Here is an 18,910-nt window from a genome sequence, read left to right as displayed (position 1 = left end):
ACGGGTACCTGGCGACGGACACGGACCGCGCCACGTTCCGTCGCCCTGACGCGCCACGTCCCGTCGCTCTGAAAGGGAGCCCGTCATGACCGTCGACCCCACCGATCCCGACACCTTCGAGAGCGAGAACAACGACACCGATTCCGCGCGCGCCGCCGAGATCGCCGTGGAGGCGCCGGAGGGCGACACCGCCGAGCAGCTCGCGGACATCGCCCCGCGACGGGACGACCGGCCGAGCGGGGAGGACACGGACCGAGCCAGCGAGGGCGACCTCGCGGAACAGGCCCGCGTCGTGGAACTCGACGAGGACGACTACCGGTAGACCGCTTCGCGCCGACAGACCGCTTCATGCCGGTGGGCCGCTTCATGCCGGTGGGCCGCTTCCTGCCGGTGGGCCGCTTCCTGCTGGTGGGCCGCCCCACTCCCGGTAGACCACTCCCCTTCCCGCGAGCCCTTCCCGCCGTCTCCGGGAAGGGGGCCGGACACCCGCCGGGGGGGCCCGCGTCCGCCGGTGCGCGAAGGGGGCGGACCGGCACCGCGACGGGCGCCGGTTCGCCCCCGTACGCCCCGCACCGGGCGGATCCGCGCCAGTGCCGCGCCGTCCGGTCCGTGAAATTCTGCGCTCGCACCGCGCACACGACGGTTACCCAAAAGTACGATGGCGGCGCGGTGCACACCGCACGTGGACGAAAGTGGGAGGCGGCGTGACAGCCACCGAGCAGACAGAGGCGGCACGCCCGCGGGGTACGCGGCTGCCGCGCCGTGCCCGACGGAACCAGCTGCTGGGTGCCGCCCAGGAAGTCTTCGTGGCGCAGGGCTACCACTCGGCCGCGATGGACGACATCGCCGAGCGCGCCGGCGTCAGCAAGCCTGTCCTCTACCAGCACTTCCCGGGCAAGCTGGACCTGTACCTCGCACTGCTGGACCAGCACTGCGAGTCCCTCATCCAGTCCGTGCGCCACGCGCTAGCCTCGACGACGGACAACAAGCAGCGCGTCAGGGCGACGATGGACGCGTACTTCGCGTACGTCGAGGACGACGGCGGCGCCTTCCGGCTGGTCTTCGAGTCGGACCTGACGAACGAGCCCGCCGTGCGCGAGCGCGTCGACAAGGTCACCAACGAGTGCGCGGAGGCGATCTGCGACGTCATCGCCGAGGACACCGGGCTCTCCCGGGCCGAGTCGATGCTGCTCGCCTCGGGCCTGGGCGGGCTCGCCCAGGTGGTGGCCCGCTCCTGGCTCCACAGCGACCGCAGCGTGCCGCGCGACCAGGCGGTGCAGCTCCTGGCCTCGCTGGCCTGGCGCGGCATCGCCGGCTTCCCCCTGCACGGGACCGAGCCGGGACACGAACACGGGCACGAGCAGTCCCACTGAGCGGTACGGCGGCGACCGGGCGTTTGTTCCCGTCCGCTGTTCGCTCCTGGCGTTGCCCGGCGGAGCGTGTCCGTCCCCTCACCGGGCTAATGTGTGCGGGGTACGGCGCGGGAGATCGCGCACTTCACTGACCGTCGGAGGGTTGAAGCCGTGGAGGTCAAGATCGGCGTGCAGCACGCGCCCCGCGAGATCGTTCTGGAGAGCGGTCAGAGTGCCGAGGAGGTCGAGCGCGCCGTGGCCGAAGCACTGGCCGGGAAGTCGCAACTGCTGAGCCTCGTGGACGAGCACGGCCGCAAGGTCCTCATCCCGGCCGACCGCCTCGCGTACGTGGAGATCGGCGAGCCGACCGCCCGCCGGGTGGGGTTCAGCGCGCTGTAGGGCGTGCCGCAGGACGCGTGGGAGGGGCCCGGAACGCACGCCGTTCCGGGCCCCTTCCGCATGCGCGCCGTTTGGCGCACCGCTTAGGAAACCGCGCGTGAACTGCGCGTGAACCGTGCGGGAGGGTGCGGGAGGGTGCGGCCCGACCTCACAGGGAGGGCACATCTTCCTCACGGGGGAGGGTTGCGTTCCGCGGCTCGGGGGTAGACCGGCTACGACCGATTTGCACCCGGCCGTGCGGGAGGAACCCGATCATGTTCTTGGAAGCGCTCGGCTCCGCGTTGCTCGGTTTCGCCCTCGCCTGGGCCGCCGCGTACCGTCTGCCGCACCGGCTCCCGGGGCGCCGTCTCGTGCTGTCGACGGGGGCGGTCGGAGGGCTTTTCGGCGCCTTCCTCGCACAGAGTGCGGTGGGGACGGGGCACGTGGTGGTGAGCCTGCTCGGCGCGGCGGCCGTCGCCGCGGCGTCCGTGTCCCTGCTGCTCCGCCCGGAGAAGCGATTCCGCCGCCGCCACTCGGCCACGGTCTGACCGCCCTCGGCCCCGGGTTCGCACGTGCGCGGCCCGCGGGAAGGGGGGAGCCCCCTCCCGCGGGCCGCGGCCGTCAGGCGGCGAGGCCCAGCGCGGCCATCCGCTTGGTGTGCGCCTCCGTGATCCGGGAGAACATCCGCCCCACCTCGGCGAGGTCGAACCCGTCCGCGACGCCGCCCACCAGCATCGTCGACAGCGCGTCCCGGTCCGCGACCACCCGCTGCGACTGCGACAGCGCCTCCCCCATCAGCCGCCGCGCCCACAGCGCGAGCCGTCCGCCCACGCGCGGCTCGGCGTCGATCGCGGCGCGTACCTTCTCCACCGCGAAGTCGGCGTGTCCCGTGTCGTCGAGGACGGTCAGCACCAGCTCACGGGTGTCCTTGTCGAGCCGTGCCGCGACCTCCCGGTAGAAGTCGCTGGCGATCGAGTCGCCGACGTACGCCTTGACCAGCCCCTCCAGCCAGTCCGAGGGTGCCGTCTGCCGGTGGAAGCCGTCGAGCGCGGCGACGAACGGTTCCATCGCCTCCGTCGGCTCCACGCCGATCTCGCCGAGCCGGTCCCGCAACTGCTCGAAGTGGTGGAACTCCGCCGACGCCATCTTGGCCAGCGCCGCCTTGTCGGCGAGGGTGGGCGCCAGCTTCGCGTCCTCCGCCAGCCGCTCGAACGCCGCCAGCTCCCCGTACGCCAGCGCTCCCAGCAGGTCCGCCACCGCGGCCCGGTACTGGGGGTCCGCGGAGGCCCCGGCCCAGTCCCGGGCGGCGATGCCGGTGGGGCCGGGGGTGCCTTCGGCGGCGGGTCCTGCGGTGTCGGAGGCGTTGTCAGAGGTCGTCATGGAGCGCAGAATAGTCCGCTCACCGCCTCGGGGAGGCCCTGGTCAGTCAGTGTGACGACGACTACGTGAGCGAACCGGCCCTGGCGCGTGCGGGAATCCGGGGTATGGTGGTAAAGGCCCGCCAAGTATGCGACGGGCCGCTTGAATGAGGATGCCCGGTCGGTGGCCCGATCGGCTCCGACCAGACAGCCCTTCTCAGCCGTACGGCACTGTGTGTACGGCATACCGGGAGGGTCCCTCAGCGGAACGAGCGCTGGGTCTGCCGGACAGACCCGAGAGCGTCGGCTGTGGTCCCGTCCCGTGCCACCCGGCCCGGCCCCCGAGGTCGGCCGTCGTCCCCGGCACGGTCGGACGACACGACCCCCATGCTCGCCTCGCGCCGCGCACACAGAAGAGGCAGCACCCTGACTACGACTTTCCGAGAGCTCGGAATCCTTCCCGAGACGGCCGAGGCCCTTGAGGCCGTCGGCATCCTCAACCCCTTCCCCATCCAGGAGATGACGCTCCCCGTCGCCCTCTCCGGCAGCGACGTCATCGGCCAGGCCAAGACCGGCACCGGCAAGACGCTGGGCTTCGGCCTTCCGCTCCTCGAGCGCGTCAGCGTCCCCGCCGACGTGGAGGCGGGCCGGGCCCGCCCCGAGGACGTCACCAACACCCCGCAGGCCCTCGTCGTGGTGCCCACCCGCGAGCTGTGCGTCCAGGTCACCAACGACCTGCTGACCGCCGGCAAGGTGCGCAACGTGCGCGTCACCGCCATCTACGGCGGACGTGCCTACGAGCCGCAGGTAGAGGCCCTCAAGAAGGGCGTCGACGTGGTCGTCGGCACCCCCGGCCGGCTGCTCGACCTGGCCGGGCAGAAGAAGCTGGACCTTTCGCACGTGCGGTGCCTCGTCCTCGACGAGGCCGACGAGATGCTCGACCTCGGCTTCCTCCCCGACGTCGAGAAGATCATCGGCATGCTTCCGGAGCGCCGGCAGACCATGCTCTTCTCCGCGACCATGCCCGGTGCGGTCATCGGACTGGCCCGCCGCTACATGTCGCAGCCCACGCACATCCGCGCCACGTCGCCGGAGGGCGAGGGCGTGACGCTGGCCAACATCAAGCAGTTCGTCTACCGCGCGCACTCCATGGACAAGCCGGAGATGATCGCGCGGATACTGCAGTCCGACGGCCGCGGACTCGCGATGATCTTCTGCCGCACCAAGCGGACGGCCGCCGACATCGCCGAGCAGCTCCAGACGCGCGGGTTCGCCTCCGGCGCGGTCCACGGCGACCTCGGCCAGGGCGCGCGCGAGCAGGCGCTGCGCGCGTTCCGCAACGGCAAGGTGGACGTGCTGGTCTGCACGGACGTCGCCGCGCGCGGCATCGACGTCGAGGGCGTCACGCACGTCATCAACTACCAGTCCCCCGAGGACGAGAAGACCTACCTGCACCGCACCGGCCGTACGGGCCGCGCGGGCGCGTCCGGTACGGCGATCACATTCGTCGACTGGGACGACATCCCGCGCTGGCAGCTCATCAACAAGGCGCTGGGACTGGACTACCACGAGCCGGTGGAGACGTACTCCACGTCGCCGCACTTCTTCGAGGACCTCTCCATCCCGGCGGGCACGAAGGGTGTGCTGCCCCGCTCGGAGCGCACGCGTGCCGGGCTGGGTGCCGAGGAGATCGAGGACCTCGGCGAGACCGGTGGCCGCGGGGCGCGCAGCGCCCGGGGCGGTCGCGGTGAGCGCGACGATCGCGGTGGACGCGGCGATCGCGGTGGACGCAATGAACGCGGTGGAAGCGACACGGTGGAGCGGGACCGCGAGCGTTCGGCGCGGACGCCCCGTCGGCGCCGGCGTACGCGCGGTGGAGCGCCGCTCGACGCGGAGGCTTCGGTGACGGCGTCGGAGCGGGTGGCGGCCCCGCCCGTGGACGGCGCGGGGAGCGCGGACGGCACGGCGGGCACGGAGTCCGGCGGTGCCGGTCGTGCTCCGCGCCGGCGTCGGCGCACCCGGTCCGGCGCCCAGGCGGAGGCGGCGACTCGGGAGACGGTGTCCGCGGAGACGGTGACCGAGACGGCCGCCGTGGCCGAGGCACCCGCCGTTTCCGAGGCGCTCGCGCCGTCCGGGGCGGTCGAGGCGGAGGCTGCCACGACGCCGCGGCGTCGGCGGACGCGGAGGACGGCTGACGTGGCCGCGGCCGAAGCGGCCGAGTCCGCGGAGACGGCCGAGGCGGCCGTCGACACGGCGGAGACCATCGAGGCAAAGCCGCGCCGGCGGACGACGCCGCGCAAGAAGGCGGAGGCCGCGGAGACGGCGGTCGACACGGCCGAAGCCGTCGAGACCGAGCCGCGCCGGCGGACGACGCGGAAGTCCGCGGCGAAGGCGCAGACGGCGGTCGAGACCGCCGATGCCGCCGTGATCCCCGCGCAGTCGTCGGAGGAGCCCGAGTCGGATTCGCAGCCGGCGCAGAAGCCGCGCCGCACGCGGAAGAAGGCGGCCGCCGCGACGGAGCCGTCGGAGACCGTCGAGGCGCCGAAGGCGCGGCGTACGCGCAAGGCGACGGCGACGGCGGCCTCGACTGCGACAGTCCTGGACGACGACGGTGCGGAGGCCGGTGAGGTCAAGCCCCGCCGAACCCGTAAGAAGGCCGTCGCGGCGTCCGCCGAGGCCGCGGCCGAGCCCGAGGCCGGAGAGCCCAAGCCGCGGAGGCGTACGACGCGCAAGGCCGCCGCCGCACCGGAGATCCCGGCCCAGGCGTCCGACGAACCGGCGAAGCCGCGCCGCACGCGGAAGAAGGCGGCCGCCGCGACGGAGCCGTCGGAGGGCTGAGCCCCCTCGGCACACGCAGCAGGAACGAAGCCGGCCCGGCCCACGACCACGTGGACCGGGCCGGCTTCGTGTTGCCGACGTGGACGGTCCGGGCCGGCGGAGCACACCGGGGTCACGGTCCCTCGGGAGGATGGGAGGGGCACGGCCGGTAGCCTCGGCGGCATGAGCCGTCCGTCGACCTTCTCCCCGCCCCCCGGCACCCGCTCCCGCACCCTCGCCACCCCCCGCGGTCCCTTCGCCGCCCTCGACGCCGGCACCGCCACCCACGGCACGGCCCTCCTCCTCCCGGGTTTCACCGGCAGCAAGGAGGACTTCATCGACCTCCTCCCCCACCTCGGCGCCGCCGGCTACCGCGCCGTCGCCGTCGACGGCCGGGGCCAGTACGGCACTCCCGGCCCCCAGGACGACGAAGCCCCTTACGCACAGACCGAGTTGGCCCGCGACGTGCTGGCTCAGGTCGCCGCTCTGGACGCCGACGGTCCCGTCCACCTCCTCGGCCATTCCCTCGGCGGCCAGATCGCCCGCGCCACCGTGCTGCTCGACCCCGCCCCGTTCCGCTCGCTCACCCTCATGTCCTCCGGCCCCGCGCAGATCTCGAAGTCCCAGCAGCAGCGGGTCAGACTGCTGCGCGACGCACTCGCGGTGATGGACATGACCCAGGTGTGGAACGCCATCCAGCTGATGGAGACCCCCGAGGACACGGAGACCGGCGCCCTCGACGCCGGTCCCGGCGACCGCGACGACCTCCGCCGCCGCTGGCTCGCGGGCAGTCCCGCCCAGCTTCTCGCCACCGGGCGGCAACTGTGCACCGAGCCGGACCGGGTCGCCGAACTCGCCGCCGTGCCGCTGCCCAAACACGTCGTCTCCGGCGACCACGACGACGCCTGGCCCGTCCCGTTGCTGGACGAGATGGCCATCCGGCTCGACGCCCGTCGCACGATCGTCGCCGGCGCCGACCACTCCCCCAACACCGACCGCCCGCTTGAGACCGCCCGCGCCCTCGTCGCCTTCTGGAACAGCGTGCACTCCGTTGACGGCGAGAACGGCAGGAACGGCAGGAACGGCAGGAACGGCGTGGACGACGCCGGCGGCGTGACCCGTTGAGGAACGGGGTTCGGCGCCGGTCAGTACTGCGTCTGCAAGTGCTCCCAGAAGCCGTCCCGCAGGGACCGGCGCAGATCCGCCTGGCCGCGCAGCGAGTACTGGAGCAGCCCTTCCGCCTCCACCAGCAGGTCCTGGTCGACCGATCCGGGCAGGTAGGGGTGCCCCGGGAGCAGCTCCCGCAGTGAGTCACGGCCTCGCGCCGCCAGCCACTTCGCCGCGATCTGCGCCCCCACGAACCGCACGTCCTCCCGCGTGGGCCGGACCGCCGCCGACGCCTCGTACGTCGCCGCGGTCCGCCGGGACACGTACGGCTTGAAGAAGTCCAGGTCGAGGGTGCGCTGGCTGTCGACCTCCCAGAGCAGGGGCTCGGCCTGGTTGCGGCCCTCCGGTGCCTCGATGCCCCACAGATGGACCCGGGCGCCGTATCCCTGTGCGGCCTCGACCGCCGAGACCAGGTCCTCGTCACCGCCGAGCAGGGCCGCGTCGCTGATGGCGCGGTGCCGGGCGAGGGACTCCAGGTCGGACCTGATGAGGGAGTCGACGCCCTTCTGCTGGTTGTTGGCGTTGAGGTTGCCCAGTCGCACCTTCACGTCGGGCAGTTCGGCGATGGACTGCTGCTCGGCTGTGTGGATGCGGCGCCGGGCGCCGTCGTACCAGTAGACCCGCAGCAGCCGGCTGTCGGCGAAGATCGTGCGAGCCTTGTCGATGAGCGCCTCGAGCAGTCCCTCGGCGTCGACGTCGAACGCCCGCCGGTCCTCGGTGCCGGCCACCAGCCGCCCCGCGGCCGCGTAGAGGTAGCCGGCGTCGACGAAGATCGCGTGGGTCGAGGGCGTCTTCGCCACCTCGGCGAGCATGCGCTGCAGCAGCTCGTTCGTCTGGTCGATGCGGGCGCCGAGCGCCGTGAGGTCGTCGTCGTTCATCGCGTCCATTGTCCCGGCCGTCACACAGCGAACACAACCGGTCCCGAGGAGTCGTCCGGAGAAATGATCGGAAGATACGCACCCAGGGGCAGCTCCCACGCTTTCCCCCGTCAGTAGTTAGACGGCTGAAAAATTTCTTTAGCGTAGGGAATGTTTGCTGGAAGCATGCCGTTACATCTGTACGTGGACGGGGACGCACAGTCGCCCCGCCTCCCACTCTCACTCTCGACCAGTAGTTCTCCACAGGAGGATGACCAGACGAAGGGAGAAGCCCCTTGCGCTTCGAAATCATGCGCCTCGACGACGTCGACGGCACGCCCGTGGACACCACCGTCGTGGACGCCGCCTCCGTCAATCAGATCGTGCAACAGGCCGCCGCCATAGGGCAGCGCCTGTGGATCCGCCCGGCAGACACACCCGCCTCATGACGACGTACCGACGCGTGACGATGTACTGACGCAACACATGCAGCCCCTGTCCGGCACCGTGCCGTACAGGGGCTTTGTCGTGCGCCCGCGCGGGGAGATCGGCTTCGGCCCCCTGGGTCACCTCGGATCGGGCCGTCCCGGATCACCCCGGGATCAGGCGCCCGGGATGACCGCGGGATCAGGCGCCCCGGATCACCTGTGTGACGCCGTTGATGATCTGCTGGACGGCGATCGCGGAGAGCATCATCCCGGCCAGCCGTGTCACCAGGACGACGCCACCGTCCTTGATCAGCCGGATGATCAGCAGCGAGTGGCGCATCACGAACCACAGCACGACATGGATCGCGAGGATCGCCGCCCACACCGAGACCTGTGCGCTCACGCCGTCGGCCCGCTGCACGGCGAGGATCACGGACACGATCGCGCCGGGTCCGGCGAGCAGCGGCATTCCGAGCGGGACGAGGGCGACGTTGACGTCCTTGGTCTGTTTCGGCTCGTCGTTCTTGCCGGTGAGGAGGTCGAGCGCGATGAGGAGGAGCAGCAGCCCCCCGGAGATCATGAGGGCGGGGATCGTGACGTGCAGGTAGTCGAGGATGTGGTTGCCCAGCACGCCGAACACGGCGATGACACCACCGGCCACGCACACGGCCTGCAACGCCATCCGGCGCTGCACCTTGGCGGGGCGGCCCGCGGTCAGGGCGAGGAAGATCGGGGTGATCCCCGGGGGATCCATGATGACGAAGAGGGTCAGGAAGAGGGAGCCGAAGACGGCGAGGTCGAACATGTGGAGGCGGCCTTGTGACAGGGTGCCGCCGAGGCGGCACGTGTGTGTGCAGTCGAGTGGAGGAGCAGTGGGTCACTCCGGGCCTGCCGGAGTGACCTGGGGGCGAAGGCCGGGGCCGGCCCTCGCGCAGGGGTGAGTGAGTGGAGTGCAGTGGGCTCGGGCGGCGGCGGGCGAACGATCACGGTGGAACGCCGACCGACCGAACCGGGGCCGGTACTGTGCGCGGCCCCGCGCCCGACACCCAGCGCTCGGCGCCCGACAGCAAGCACCCGGCACCCGGCACCCGGCACCCGGCACCCGGCACCCGGCACCCGGCACCCGCTGACAAGCAGGTCACTGTTCCCGCCGGTCAAGCAGGTCGCGGTGCGCGCGTAGAGCCCGCCCGGCCCGTCGTGGCACGGAGCCCCGGGTCCGGTCGGACAGGCCCCAGCGGTCAGGCTCCGCCCGCGCCCGGGACCGGGAACGCTCCTGTGGCGCGGCGGGTGATCTCGCCGTAGACCTCGGGATCCGTCGCGTACTCGCCGAGGGCGACGGTCTTGCGGGTGCCGTGGTAGTCGCTGGACCCGGTGGTCAGGAGGCCCAGCTCCTTGGCCAGTCCGCGCAGCCGGGCCCTGGTGTCGGAGTCGTGGTCCATGTGGTCGACCTCGATGCCGTCCAGTCCCGCCGCGGCCATGTCCGCGATCGCGGACTCCGGGACGGTGCGGCCACGCTTGCTCGCGGCGGGGTGTGCGAAGACGGTGACACCGCCGGCCGCCTTCACCAGGCGGATCGCCTCGAAGGGGTCGGTCTCGTGCTTCTCCACGTGCGCACGGCCCCCGTCGGCCAGCCACTTCGGCGTGAACGCCTCGTCGACGGTCGGGACGACGCCGAGCTCCACGAGTGCGGAGGCGACATGGGGGCGGCCGACGGAACCGTCACCGGCGATACGGGCGACCTGGTCCCAGGTGACGGGGACGCCGAGGTCGTTGAGCTTGGCGACCATGGCCCTGGCGCGGGGGACACGGTCGTCGCGCACCAGTTCGCGTTCGGCGAGGAGCGCGGGCTCCTCGGGGTCGAAGAGGTAGGCCAGCATGTGCATGCTGACGCCGTCGAGGCGGCAGGAGAGCTCGGCGCCGGTCACGAGGGTCAGGCCGCCCGGCAGCGCGGCAAGCGCCTCGGCGTGGCCGCGAGTGGTGTCGTGGTCGGTGAGGGCGACGACGTCCAGTCCGGCGGCGGCCGCGTTGCGGACGAGTGCGGCGGGGGTGTCCGTGCCGTCGGAGGCGGTGGAGTGGGTGTGCAGGTCGATGCGCACGACGTGACGCTCCGGACGGACGGGACGGACGGGGACGCTCAAGGATAACGGGGACGCCGCACCCGACTCCGCCGCAGGCGGATCACGACCTGTAGGCGGAGGACACCGCGCCACCCGCGAACCCCATCGCCCCCCCAAAAAAACCATCGCCCCTTGCGCCTACGGCTCCAGCAGTCGTGGCGACAGCGCGCCGCACGGCAGGAGGTCGACCTCCGCGCCCGCGTCGCGCAGGTCCGTCAACACCAGCTCGTCGTACATGAGCAGGCCCGTCTGTTCGGGCCAGACGACCGCCCAGAGCCACAGGCCCCGCGCCTCGCCCGCGAAGACGGCGCGGTCGTCGGGGGTGCCGGTGACGTGCCAGAGGGGGGTGGGGCGGCCCGCCGCCAGGACCTTGGCCTGCGGCGGTTTCTCCACGTTCAGGTACGGACCGGGGTCGGGGCCGTCGATGCCCGCGTACCGTGCGCCGAGGCCGACGCCCAGTTCCTCGGCGACCAGGATCATCTCGCCGACGCCGCCCAGCGGGCCGGGGCCGGAGCACGCCACCGCCGTGGCGCGGCCGCCGCTGCGGTCGTCACCGGCGCAGGCTGCACCCGTGAACAGCCAGCCGACCGGCAGGGGCCACGGCATCCACACCGGGACCCGGGTCCGGTGCACCACGACACCGAGCGCCTCGACGCTGGGCGGTATCACGGGTTGCAGCGGGTGCACCGTCCCGTGCACGTCGCACTGCCAGGAGTCGGCGAAGAGTCCGGGAGCCCTGACCCGGCCACCGCACTTCGGGCAACTGGGTTCGCCCCTCATAAAGACCAACGGTCCTCCCCGCACCGCTCCGCGTCAAGGACGATCACCCGTCCGGGCGGTGCCCGACGCCCGCTGTCGGCGAGAGCAACTAGGTGCATGTTGCATCAATTAGCTGAGCTAACTTATTGTGTGCATAAGCCAACCATCCGGGCCGATCATCACCGGGGTCCCCGCCCCGGGCGTCGTCCCTGTCGGGAAGGAGCGCGCGCATGCGCAGCAGTACCGGAGGTCCCGCCGAGGCGGACCCGTTCGACACGGGTGCCGGCGGCCTCCTTCGGCAGCCGAAGGCCGTCTGGGCGACCGCCGGGGCGTCCGTGGTCGCCTTCATGGGCATCGGGCTCGTCGATCCGATCCTGCCGTCCATCGCCAAGGGACTGGACGCCACCCCGAGCCAGGTCTCGCTCCTGTTCACCTCGTACTTCCTGATCACCGCGGTGGCGATGCTGGTGACCGGCTTCGTCTCCAGCCGGATCGGCGGACGCAGGACGCTGCTCGCCGGACTGGCCCTCGTGGTCGTCTTCGCGGGGCTCGCCGGCACCTCGGGGTCGGTCGGTGAGCTGGTCGGGTTCCGGGCCGGATGGGGGCTCGGCAACGCCCTGTTCGTGTCCACCGCGCTCGCCGTCATCGTCGGCGCGGCGGCGGGCGGCAGCGCGGCCGCGATCCTGCTCTACGAGTCCGCCCTGGGCCTCGGCATGGCCTGCGGCCCGCTCCTGGGCGCGCTGCTCGGCGACGCGAGCTGGCGCTATCCCTTCTTCGGCACCGCCGTCCTGATGGCGATCGGCTTCCTGTGCATCACGGCGTTCCTGAAGGAGCAGCCCAAGCCGGCCCGCAGGATCTCACTGCTCGACCCGCTCAAGGCGCTCGGGCACGGCGGTTTGGCCTCCGCGGCCGTCTCGGCGTTCTTCTACAACTACACGTTCTTCACCGTGCTCGCCTTCACGCCGTTCGTACTGAACATGACGCCGTACAAGTCCGGTGCGGTCTTCTTCGCCTGGGGGGTGCTGCTCGCCGTCTTCTCGGTCATCGTGGCGCCACGGACGCAGAAACGGTTCGGCTCGCTGACCGTGCTCGGCGGTTCGCTGGTGCTGCTCGCCGCCGACGTCCTGATCCTGGGATACGGCGACCACACGACGGCCGTCGTATGCACGATCCTGTCCGGCGCCTTCATCGGCGTGAACAACACCGTCTACACCGAGCTCGCGCTGGGCGTCTCCGACGCGCCGCGCCCGGTGGCGAGCGCCGGCTACAACTTCGTGCGCTGGTTCGCGGCGGCGGCCGCGCCCTACTTCGCGCCGAAGATCGAGGAGTGGACCGACGTCCACGTCCCGTTCGTGGTCGCCGCCGTCACGGCGGTGGTGGGCGCGCTGGTCGTCGTCGTACGCCGCCGGGCCCTCACGCACGAGACGGAGGAACTCCAGCCGCGGCACGCCGCCGAGGACGCGGTCGCCGTCTTCGCCGACTGAGGTTTCGGCCGACTGCGGTTTCGGCCAACTGAGCCGTGCGGCGCGAGGGTTGGTGAGATCGGTCACGTGAGCGGGACGGACCCGCGGGCGGGGTCCCGCAGGTCCGTCCCGTGCGTCAGCCAGCGCTCCTGGAGGGCGCCCGCGCCGTGCACCCTCTTCCACGCGGCCTCGTTCGGCGTCATCGGCAGCAGCGGCAGGAACCGCACGGGGTCCATCGGCGCGTCGAGCTCCAGGTCCTCCACCAGTCCGCCCGGCTCCGCGACCAGTACGGAGGTGAAGGCCGCGCCCGGCCACAGCGGCTCGCCCACGTCGAGGGAGGCTCCGGGGGCCACCACCACACCCTCCACCTGCGGGGACGCGGCCAGCACGGCGAGCGGACGGAGCACCTTGTCGGTGTCGGCACGCCCGCCGCGCACGGAGAGGACCAGCTCGGCACGCGGGCCCTGGACCGGATCGGCGAGGACCGCGGCCGGGTCGCTCATCGGCTGGGCGGACATGCCGAGCGTGGCGTAACGGACGACGTCCCCGTCCGTGAAACGCAGCACCTCGAAACGGTCCGTACCGAGGAAGGTGACCGCCGCGCGCGCGTCCGGCTCGCCCAGCGCGGTGAGCAACCGGGCCTCGACCAGAGGAAGAACATCTGCCATGCGGCGAGCATAGAACTCGCCAGTACAGGGCAAAGCAGCGCCTTGACGTGCCGGTCGGCTGATACGCTGAGCCGGTCGCTCGGGGCAGCACGCAGAAGCGTGGCGCTCAGGCCCCGACGCCCATGAAACTCCCCTACACGGGGCACCCTTAAACAAGGGAAGTGGATCGTCCCTCACGGGGGACCGGCCGGAGGAGGTGGGGCTGGCATGGACCGAAGTCGACCGTGCAGTACCACCCGCTCTTCCCGCCGCTGACGCGGACCTCCCGGTCATCCTTTCCGACCGGCCGTCGCCTCACGCCTACGCGCACCGCGAAGAGCTCGTGTGTTTCGCCCTGCCTGATCCGCATGATCCGTCCGACCGGCCTGATCCTCCTGACCGCCTGATCGCCCGCTCCTGATCCACACCCGGTTCCACCCGATCCGTGCGATCCGTCTGATCATCCGATCCGTCCGGCCGGCCCGGTAGAAGCGATCTGCCCGATCGAAGCGATCCGTCCGATCGCATTGATCTGTCCGATCGTGCCCGACCTGTAGCAGCAGCGAAGCCCGCCACCGCGACGGCGCGGTGCTCCCCGCTTTGTGGACGTGCCGAATCCCACACGTCAGAACGTCCTCATTCCGGGCAGTTCCACCCCTCGTAGCGGCTTTTCGTTGCTCTCCCCGCGAAGGAGCCTGCCATGTCGATGATCCGTGACCTGCGTGCCGTGGTCCGCCCGTCCCGCCCGGCAACCCGCAAGGACAACGGCACGTACGACGCCACGCGCGACCCCGCCACGCCGTCCGCCGTCGTCGACTGCGCCGTCTACCGCGACGGCGCCCGCGTCGAGACGTCGGGCCGGCTGAGCCCGCAGGAGGCGATGCGCCTCGTGCGACGCGACGGCGGCTTCGCCTGGATCGGGCTGCACGAGCCGACCGGCGCCGAATTCGCCGCGCTCGCGGGCGAGTTCGGGCTTCACCCGCTCGCCGTGGAGGACGCGGTCACCGCCCACCAGCGGCCCAAGCTGGAGCGGTACGACGACACCCTGTTCACCGTCTTCAAGACCATCCACTACGTGGAGCACGACCGGCTCACCGCGACCAGCGAGGTCGTGGAGACCGGCGAGGTCATGTGCTTCACCGGCCGGGACTTCTTCATCACCGTCCGGCACGGCGGGCAGGGCTCGCTGCGCGCGCTGCGCACCCGGCTCGAGCGCGACCCCGAGCTGCTCGCCAAGGGCCCCTCGTCGGTGCTGCACTCGATCGCCGACCACGTCGTCGACGGCTACATCGCGGTCGCCGACGCCATGCAGGACGACATCGACGAGGTGGAGACCGAAGTGTTCTCGCCCGGGCGCAAGGGCAGCCCCCGGGGCACCGACGCCGGACAGATCTACCAGCTCAAGCGCGAGGTGCTGGAGTTCAAGCGGGCGGTCTCGCCGCTGCTGCGGCCGATGCAGCTGCTCAGCGAGCGGCCGATGCGGCTGATCGACCCGGACATCCAGAAGTACTTCCGCGACGTCGCCGACCACCTCGCCCGAGTGCAGGAACAGGTCGTCGGCTTCGACGAGTTGCTGAACTCCATCCTCCAGGCCAACCTCGCGCAGGCGTCCGTCGCGCAGAACGAGGACATGCGCAAGATCACCTCGTGGGCGGCGATCATCGCCGTGCCGACGATGGTGTGCGGGGTGTACGGCATGAACTTCGAGCACATGCCGGAACTGCACTGGCGCTACGGCTATCCCGTCGTCATGTGTGTCACGGTCGCCCTGTGTCTGACCATCCACCGCACGCTGAAGCGCAACGGGTGGCTGTGAACGGCCGCTATACCCTGAGCGCATGACGACTGAGCTGCTCGCGCGGGCCCTCGTAGAGGAGGCCACGAAGAAGTCCGGGCTGATCTGGGTGCGCGCCGGGGCTCTCGCGGCGGACGGCGGCGACGAGGCGGCGCCGGGTCCCGCGCGCGTGCTGTGGCACGTCTGGCACGAGGGCGCGGCCTGCGTCGTCGGCGACGGGCCCGGGGAGCAGCCGCTGCCGGGGCTGGTCGACGGGGGCGACGCCGTGGTGACGGTGCGCAGCAAGGACAAGGGCGGGCGGCTCGCGAGCTGGCCCGCGAAGGTGGTGGAGCTCGCGCCGGGGTCGGCCGCCTGGCAGGCCGCGGTGGGAGAGCTCAAGGGGAAGCGGCTGAACGCGGCGGACGGCGAGGCGATGCCGGGGCGCTGGGAACGGGAGTGCCGGGTGCTGCGGCTGGAGCCGGTGGGCACGTCCGCGGAGCTGCCCTCGTCCTCACTGGCGACGGCGCCGGTGGAGGCGCCCGTGACGACGCGGGAGCCGGTACCGGCGGCACTCCCCCGGCTCCTGTGGCGCCGGCGACGCCAGGGACGCCGACGGTAGGCGGCGCGGCCGAGCGGTGGCATCGGGCGGCACGGCCGGGCGGAAAGCCCGGGCAGAGGGCTTGGGCGCAGGCTCCGCTTCCGCGCGGCACTCCCCCACCTACGCTCCCGGCCGCCCCCGGCGGTGCCTCAGCCGGTGGGGAGGTTCCTGCCGTAGTCGAGGGTGTCCTCCGCGGGGGGCGCCTCCGGGGTGAAGGGTTTGTCCCAGTCGGTGAGGGTGAGCGCGCCCGCGTTGCCCGCGCGCGAGAGCCGCAGCGGGTACGGCTTGCCCTCCAGGGAGACGTCCAGGGCGCCGCCGGACCCGTCACTCCCGGCGACCCGCACCGTACGGACGCCGTCCACCTCGTGCCGCCCGTCGGTCGACACCGTGCCGTGCAGTGTGAGCAGTCCCGTGAGCAGCGTGTCCTTGTCGGTGAACCCGCTGAACCGCTTGTACGCCGGGTCCTCCTCCGGGACCTTCACGTACTTGTCGCCCAGCTTCTCCGCCGCCGATCCCGCCGCTCCTGCCGTCCTCCTGCCGCCAGAATGCCGCGCCGGCCTTGAGGTAGAGCCGCTCGCCGACCCGCAGGAGCTGGAACGTGGTGTCCTTGGACGTCACCGCGCCCGAGGCGCCCTCGTCCGACAGCTTTATGTCGAGCTTGTACGTCGTCTTCCCGCTGACGACGCTGCCGGACAGCCGGACCGTGGCCGCCGCACTCGCCGCCGTGAGCGCCCGTCGCTGGATCTGCGCCGCCGGCAGCTTGCCCACTCCGTTCGTGCCCGCGTCGGGGTCGTCGCTGCATCCCGTCAGCCCCGTCCCCGTCACCACCAGTCCGGCACACAGCGCACCCGCGAGTGCGGTCCTGCGGGTTCGGCCAAGGGGAGTCGCAGTCACAGGTGAGGTGCCTCTCGTGTGGTCCGCCATCGGCGTACCGCAGCGTACCGGTGCGCCGGGCCCCCTCCGGAGCCAGTCCGTCCGGACCCCTCACCAGGGCGTTCCGTACCGGGACCGGCTAGCCTGAACCCGGTCTTGGGGGGCAGTCGGGAACAGGACAGGCACACGCACCCACAGTGCGCACGGAGCGTCAGGACCCACCAGGACGTTCCGGGACACATGAAGACGCATCCGGTTCCACCAGGACGCATCGGTATCAGGACCACGACACGACAGGAGGCGCGTGGATGGCGGCAAGCGCCCCCCGGATCTTCGTCTCGCACCTCTCCGGCGTAGCCGTCTTCGATCCGACCGGTGACCAGGTGGGCCGCGTCCGCGATCTGGTCGTCATGTTCCGGATGGACCGGCTGCCCCCGCGACTGCTCGGGCTGGTCGTCGAGCTGTCGACCCGGCGCCGTATCTTCCTGCCCATGACCCGTGTGACGAGCATCGAGTCCGGTCAGGTCATCTCCACCGGCGTGCTCAACGTGCGCCGGTTCGAGCAGCGCCCCACCGAGCGGCTGGTCTTCGGCGAGCTGCTGGACCGCCGGGTCACGCTGGTCGACGGCGGCGAGGAGGTCACCGTCCTGGATCTGTCGGTGCAGCAGCTCCCGGCCCGCCGGGACTGGGAGATCGACCGCGTCTTCGTCCGCAGGCGCGGCCGGGGCGGGGCCTTCCGGCGCAGCCGCGGCGAGACCCTCACCGTCGAGTGGAACGCCGTCACCGGGTTCTCCCTGGAGGAGCACGGCCAGGGGGCCGAGAGCCTGCTCGCCACCTTCGAGCAGCTGCGCCCCGCCGACCTCGCCAACGTGCTGCACCACCTCTCCGCCAAGCGCCGCGCCGAGGTCGCCGCCGCCCTGGACGACGACCGGCTCGCCGATGTCCTGGAGGAGCTGCCCGAGGACGACCAGATCGAGGTCCTCGGCAAGCTGAAGGAGGAGCGCGCCGCGGACGTCCTGGAGGCGATGGACCCCGACGACGCCGCCGACCTGCTCGCCGAGCTGCCCGAGGACGACCAGGAGCGGCTGCTGAGTCTGATGGCACCCGCCGACGCCGCCGACATGCGCCGGCTGATGGCGTACGAGGAGGACACGGCGGGCGGTCTGATGACGACCGAGCCGATCATCCTGCGGCCCGACGACACCGTCGCCGACGCGCTCGCCCGGGTCCGCAACCGGGACCTGTCCCCCGCTCTCGCCGCCCAGGTGTACGTGTGCCGGCCGCCGGACGACACGCCGACCGGCAAGTACCTCGGCACGGTGCACTTCCAGCGGCTGCTGCGCGACCCCCCGTACACGCTGGTCAGCTCGATCATCGACGACGATCTGCAGTCGCTCGCCCCGGACGACGCGCTGCCCGTGGTCGCCGGGTTCTTCGCCGCGTACGACATGGTGGCCGCGCCGGTCGTCGACGAGTCCGGCTCGCTGCTGGGCGCGGTGACGGTGGACGACGTACTGGACCACATGCTGCCCGAGGACTGGCGCGAGACGGAGTTCCACCTCGGGGAGGGGGCGCCCGATGACTCCTGACCGCGAATCGCGCGAGCGCGCTCCCGTGGGTGCCACCGCGAGCTCCCGCACGCGCGCCCGGCTGGACCAGCCGCGCGCGCCGCGCCGCCGGCTGCTGCCGGAGTACGACCCGGAGGCGTTCGGACGGCTGTCCGAACGCATCGCGCGTTTCCTGGGCACCGGACGGTTCATCGTCTGGATGACGATCGTCATCATCCTGTGGGTGGTGTGGAACGTGGCCGCGCCCGAGCACCTGCGCTTCGACCAGTACCCGTTCATCTTCCTGACGCTGATGCTGTCGCTACAGGCCTCGTACGCCGCCCCGCTGATCCTGCTGGCGCAGAACAGGCAGGACGACCGCGACCGGGTCAACCTCGAACAGGACCGCAAGCAGAACGAGCGGTCGATCGCCGACACCGAGTTCCTGACGCGCGAGATCGCCGCGCTGCGCATGGGGCTCGGCGAGGTGGCGACCCGCGACTGGATCCGCTCCGAACTCCAGGACCTCGTCAAGGAACTGGAGGACCGCCACGACGGCCGCCCGGCCGGCCACGCCGAGGGCCGCGCGCTCGGACACCGGGACGTTCCGCCGGATCCGGGACGGCGACCGACGGGGCCGGGGCGGCTTCCACCAGGCCCTGGGCGGCTTCCACCGGGTTCCGGTCGGCTCCCGCCCGGGTCCGGGCGCGGACGTGACGCAGAAGACCGCTGACGGGCTGCCCTGCGGCCCGGTACGGCGCCGTACCATCGGGGA

The 18,910-nt window shown here is 72.0% G+C and carries 18 protein-coding genes and 1 pseudogene; 12 read left to right on the top strand and 7 right to left on the bottom strand.

Annotated elements, in window-relative coordinates:
- Positions 1–85: 85 nt before the first annotated feature.
- The 4 genes from QFZ64_RS22870 to QFZ64_RS22855 all read left to right on the top strand — a co-directional run bounded on the left by QFZ64_RS22870 (position 86) and on the right by QFZ64_RS22855 (position 2,278).
- Positions 86–322 (top strand): hypothetical protein, encoded by a 237-nt coding sequence (locus tag QFZ64_RS22870; RefSeq protein ID WP_307068611.1) that lies wholly within the window; start codon positions 86–88, stop codon positions 320–322.
- Between the two features lie 382 nt (positions 323–704).
- Complete coding sequence (locus tag QFZ64_RS22865; protein ID WP_307068608.1) at positions 705–1,373, top strand: TetR/AcrR family transcriptional regulator; 669 nt, start codon at positions 705–707, stop codon at positions 1,371–1,373.
- A gap of 150 nt (positions 1,374–1,523) precedes the next feature.
- Complete coding sequence (locus tag QFZ64_RS22860) at positions 1,524–1,751, top strand: DUF3107 domain-containing protein (protein WP_307068606.1); 228 nt, start codon at positions 1,524–1,526, stop codon at positions 1,749–1,751.
- A 254-nt stretch (positions 1,752–2,005) separates the two neighbouring features.
- Positions 2,006–2,278, top strand: coding sequence for a hypothetical protein (locus QFZ64_RS22855; RefSeq protein WP_307068605.1), 273 nt, complete (start codon positions 2,006–2,008; stop codon positions 2,276–2,278).
- Between the two features lie 73 nt (positions 2,279–2,351).
- Here the strand turns inward: QFZ64_RS22855 and QFZ64_RS22850 are convergent, their stop codons facing one another.
- A complete protein-coding gene (locus QFZ64_RS22850; protein ID WP_307068602.1) occupies positions 2,352–3,110 on the bottom strand; it encodes a ferritin-like fold-containing protein in 759 nt (252 codons plus the stop codon).
- 365 nt (positions 3,111–3,475) lie between these two features.
- On the opposite strand from QFZ64_RS22850, the gene QFZ64_RS22845 reads away from it, so the two are divergent.
- Both QFZ64_RS22845 and QFZ64_RS22840 read left to right on the top strand, forming a co-directional pair.
- Positions 3,476–5,926: a DEAD/DEAH box helicase gene (locus QFZ64_RS22845; protein ID WP_307068600.1), complete on the top strand. Its 2,451-nt coding sequence runs from the start codon at positions 3,476–3,478 to the stop codon at positions 5,924–5,926.
- A 162-nt stretch (positions 5,927–6,088) separates the two neighbouring features.
- Entirely contained in the window at positions 6,089–7,030 is a 942-nt protein-coding gene (locus QFZ64_RS22840; protein WP_307068599.1) for an alpha/beta fold hydrolase, read from the top strand.
- A gap of 20 nt (positions 7,031–7,050) precedes the next feature.
- Here the strand turns inward: QFZ64_RS22840 and QFZ64_RS22835 are convergent, their stop codons facing one another.
- Complete coding sequence (locus QFZ64_RS22835; RefSeq protein WP_373430649.1) at positions 7,051–7,959, bottom strand: NYN domain-containing protein; 909 nt, start codon at positions 7,957–7,959, stop codon at positions 7,051–7,053.
- A gap of 266 nt (positions 7,960–8,225) precedes the next feature.
- Here QFZ64_RS22835 and QFZ64_RS22830 point away from each other — a divergent pair, with 266 nt between their 5' ends.
- Positions 8,226–8,378, top strand: a complete 153-nt coding sequence (locus QFZ64_RS22830; RefSeq protein WP_307068595.1) for a hypothetical protein — start codon at positions 8,226–8,228, stop codon at positions 8,376–8,378.
- Positions 8,379–8,556: 178 nt separating this feature from the next.
- Here QFZ64_RS22830 and QFZ64_RS22825 read toward each other — a convergent pair whose 3' ends face one another.
- The 3 genes from QFZ64_RS22825 to QFZ64_RS22815 form a co-directional block, all read right to left on the bottom strand.
- Positions 8,557–9,162, bottom strand: a complete 606-nt coding sequence (locus QFZ64_RS22825; RefSeq protein ID WP_307068594.1) for a MarC family protein — start codon at positions 9,160–9,162, stop codon at positions 8,557–8,559.
- 433 nt (positions 9,163–9,595) lie between these two features.
- Positions 9,596–10,453 (bottom strand): PHP domain-containing protein, encoded by an 858-nt coding sequence (locus QFZ64_RS22820; protein ID WP_307068592.1) that lies wholly within the window; start codon positions 10,451–10,453, stop codon positions 9,596–9,598.
- Between the two features lie 159 nt (positions 10,454–10,612).
- Positions 10,613–11,254, bottom strand: a complete 642-nt coding sequence (locus tag QFZ64_RS22815; protein WP_307068590.1) for a DUF6758 family protein — start codon at positions 11,252–11,254, stop codon at positions 10,613–10,615.
- 209 nt (positions 11,255–11,463) lie between these two features.
- Here QFZ64_RS22815 and QFZ64_RS22810 point away from each other — a divergent pair, with 209 nt between their 5' ends.
- Positions 11,464–12,717, top strand: a complete 1,254-nt coding sequence (locus QFZ64_RS22810; protein ID WP_307068588.1) for an MFS transporter — start codon at positions 11,464–11,466, stop codon at positions 12,715–12,717.
- 62 nt (positions 12,718–12,779) lie between these two features.
- On the opposite strand, the gene QFZ64_RS22805 is transcribed toward QFZ64_RS22810, so the two are convergent.
- The gene (locus tag QFZ64_RS22805; protein ID WP_307068586.1) at positions 12,780–13,364 is read right to left on the bottom strand and encodes a suppressor of fused domain protein; all 585 of its coding nucleotides are present in this window, start codon (positions 13,362–13,364) and stop codon (positions 12,780–12,782) included.
- A gap of 679 nt (positions 13,365–14,043) precedes the next feature.
- Between QFZ64_RS22805 and QFZ64_RS22800 the strand changes: the two genes are divergently transcribed.
- Positions 14,044–15,159, top strand: coding sequence for a magnesium and cobalt transport protein CorA (locus QFZ64_RS22800; RefSeq protein ID WP_307068583.1), 1,116 nt, complete (start codon positions 14,044–14,046; stop codon positions 15,157–15,159).
- A 22-nt stretch (positions 15,160–15,181) separates the two neighbouring features.
- The gene (locus tag QFZ64_RS22795; protein ID WP_307068582.1) at positions 15,182–15,736 is read left to right on the top strand and encodes a hypothetical protein; all 555 of its coding nucleotides are present in this window, start codon (positions 15,182–15,184) and stop codon (positions 15,734–15,736) included.
- A gap of 128 nt (positions 15,737–15,864) precedes the next feature.
- Here the strand turns inward: QFZ64_RS22795 and QFZ64_RS22790 are convergent.
- A pseudogene (locus tag QFZ64_RS22790) lies at positions 15,865–16,609 on the bottom strand (hypothetical protein).
- 287 nt (positions 16,610–16,896) lie between these two features.
- Between QFZ64_RS22790 and QFZ64_RS22785 the strand changes: the two are divergent.
- Positions 16,897–18,177, top strand: coding sequence for a magnesium transporter MgtE N-terminal domain-containing protein (locus QFZ64_RS22785; protein WP_307068580.1), 1,281 nt, complete (start codon positions 16,897–16,899; stop codon positions 18,175–18,177).
- Positions 18,167–18,868, top strand: coding sequence for a DUF1003 domain-containing protein (locus QFZ64_RS22780; RefSeq protein ID WP_307068578.1), 702 nt, complete (start codon positions 18,167–18,169; stop codon positions 18,866–18,868). The genes QFZ64_RS22785 and QFZ64_RS22780 overlap by 11 nt, the downstream gene beginning before the upstream one ends.
- Positions 18,869–18,910: the final 42 nt, after the last annotated feature.

Origin of the sequence: Streptomyces sp. B3I8 (assembly GCF_030816915.1) — a bacterium.
Lineage (GTDB): Bacteria > Actinomycetota > Actinomycetes > Streptomycetales > Streptomycetaceae > Streptomyces.
The sequence above is the reverse complement of the archived record's forward strand: the minus strand, read 5'-3'. Positions and strand labels throughout refer to the sequence as shown.

What these genes read in the sequence shown, in the direction of transcription:
- QFZ64_RS22870 (WP_307068611.1), top strand. Translation starts at nt 86, where the DNA reads ATGACCGTCGACCCCACCGATCCCGACACCTTCGAGAGCGAGAACAAC.
- QFZ64_RS22805 (WP_307068586.1), bottom strand. Translation starts at nt 13,364, where the DNA reads ATGGCAGATGTTCTTCCTCTGGTCGAGGCCCGGTTGCTCACCGCGCTG.
- QFZ64_RS22780 (WP_307068578.1), top strand. Translation starts at nt 18,167, where the DNA reads ATGACTCCTGACCGCGAATCGCGCGAGCGCGCTCCCGTGGGTGCCACC.
- QFZ64_RS22840 (WP_307068599.1), top strand. Translation starts at nt 6,089, where the DNA reads ATGAGCCGTCCGTCGACCTTCTCCCCGCCCCCCGGCACCCGCTCCCGC.
- QFZ64_RS22810 (WP_307068588.1), top strand. Translation starts at nt 11,464, where the DNA reads ATGCGCAGCAGTACCGGAGGTCCCGCCGAGGCGGACCCGTTCGACACG.
- QFZ64_RS22815 (WP_307068590.1), bottom strand. Translation starts at nt 11,254, where the DNA reads ATGAGGGGCGAACCCAGTTGCCCGAAGTGCGGTGGCCGGGTCAGGGCT.
- QFZ64_RS22845 (WP_307068600.1), top strand. Translation starts at nt 3,476, where the DNA reads ATGCTCGCCTCGCGCCGCGCACACAGAAGAGGCAGCACCCTGACTACG.
- QFZ64_RS22850 (WP_307068602.1), bottom strand. Translation starts at nt 3,110, where the DNA reads ATGACGACCTCTGACAACGCCTCCGACACCGCAGGACCCGCCGCCGAA.
- QFZ64_RS22795 (WP_307068582.1), top strand. Translation starts at nt 15,182, where the DNA reads ATGACGACTGAGCTGCTCGCGCGGGCCCTCGTAGAGGAGGCCACGAAG.
- QFZ64_RS22785 (WP_307068580.1), top strand. Translation starts at nt 16,897, where the DNA reads ATGGCGGCAAGCGCCCCCCGGATCTTCGTCTCGCACCTCTCCGGCGTA.
- QFZ64_RS22800 (WP_307068583.1), top strand. Translation starts at nt 14,044, where the DNA reads ATGTCGATGATCCGTGACCTGCGTGCCGTGGTCCGCCCGTCCCGCCCG.
- QFZ64_RS22835 (WP_373430649.1), bottom strand. Translation starts at nt 7,959, where the DNA reads ATGGACGCGATGAACGACGACGACCTCACGGCGCTCGGCGCCCGCATC.
- QFZ64_RS22855 (WP_307068605.1), top strand. Translation starts at nt 2,006, where the DNA reads ATGTTCTTGGAAGCGCTCGGCTCCGCGTTGCTCGGTTTCGCCCTCGCC.
- QFZ64_RS22825 (WP_307068594.1), bottom strand. Translation starts at nt 9,162, where the DNA reads ATGTTCGACCTCGCCGTCTTCGGCTCCCTCTTCCTGACCCTCTTCGTC.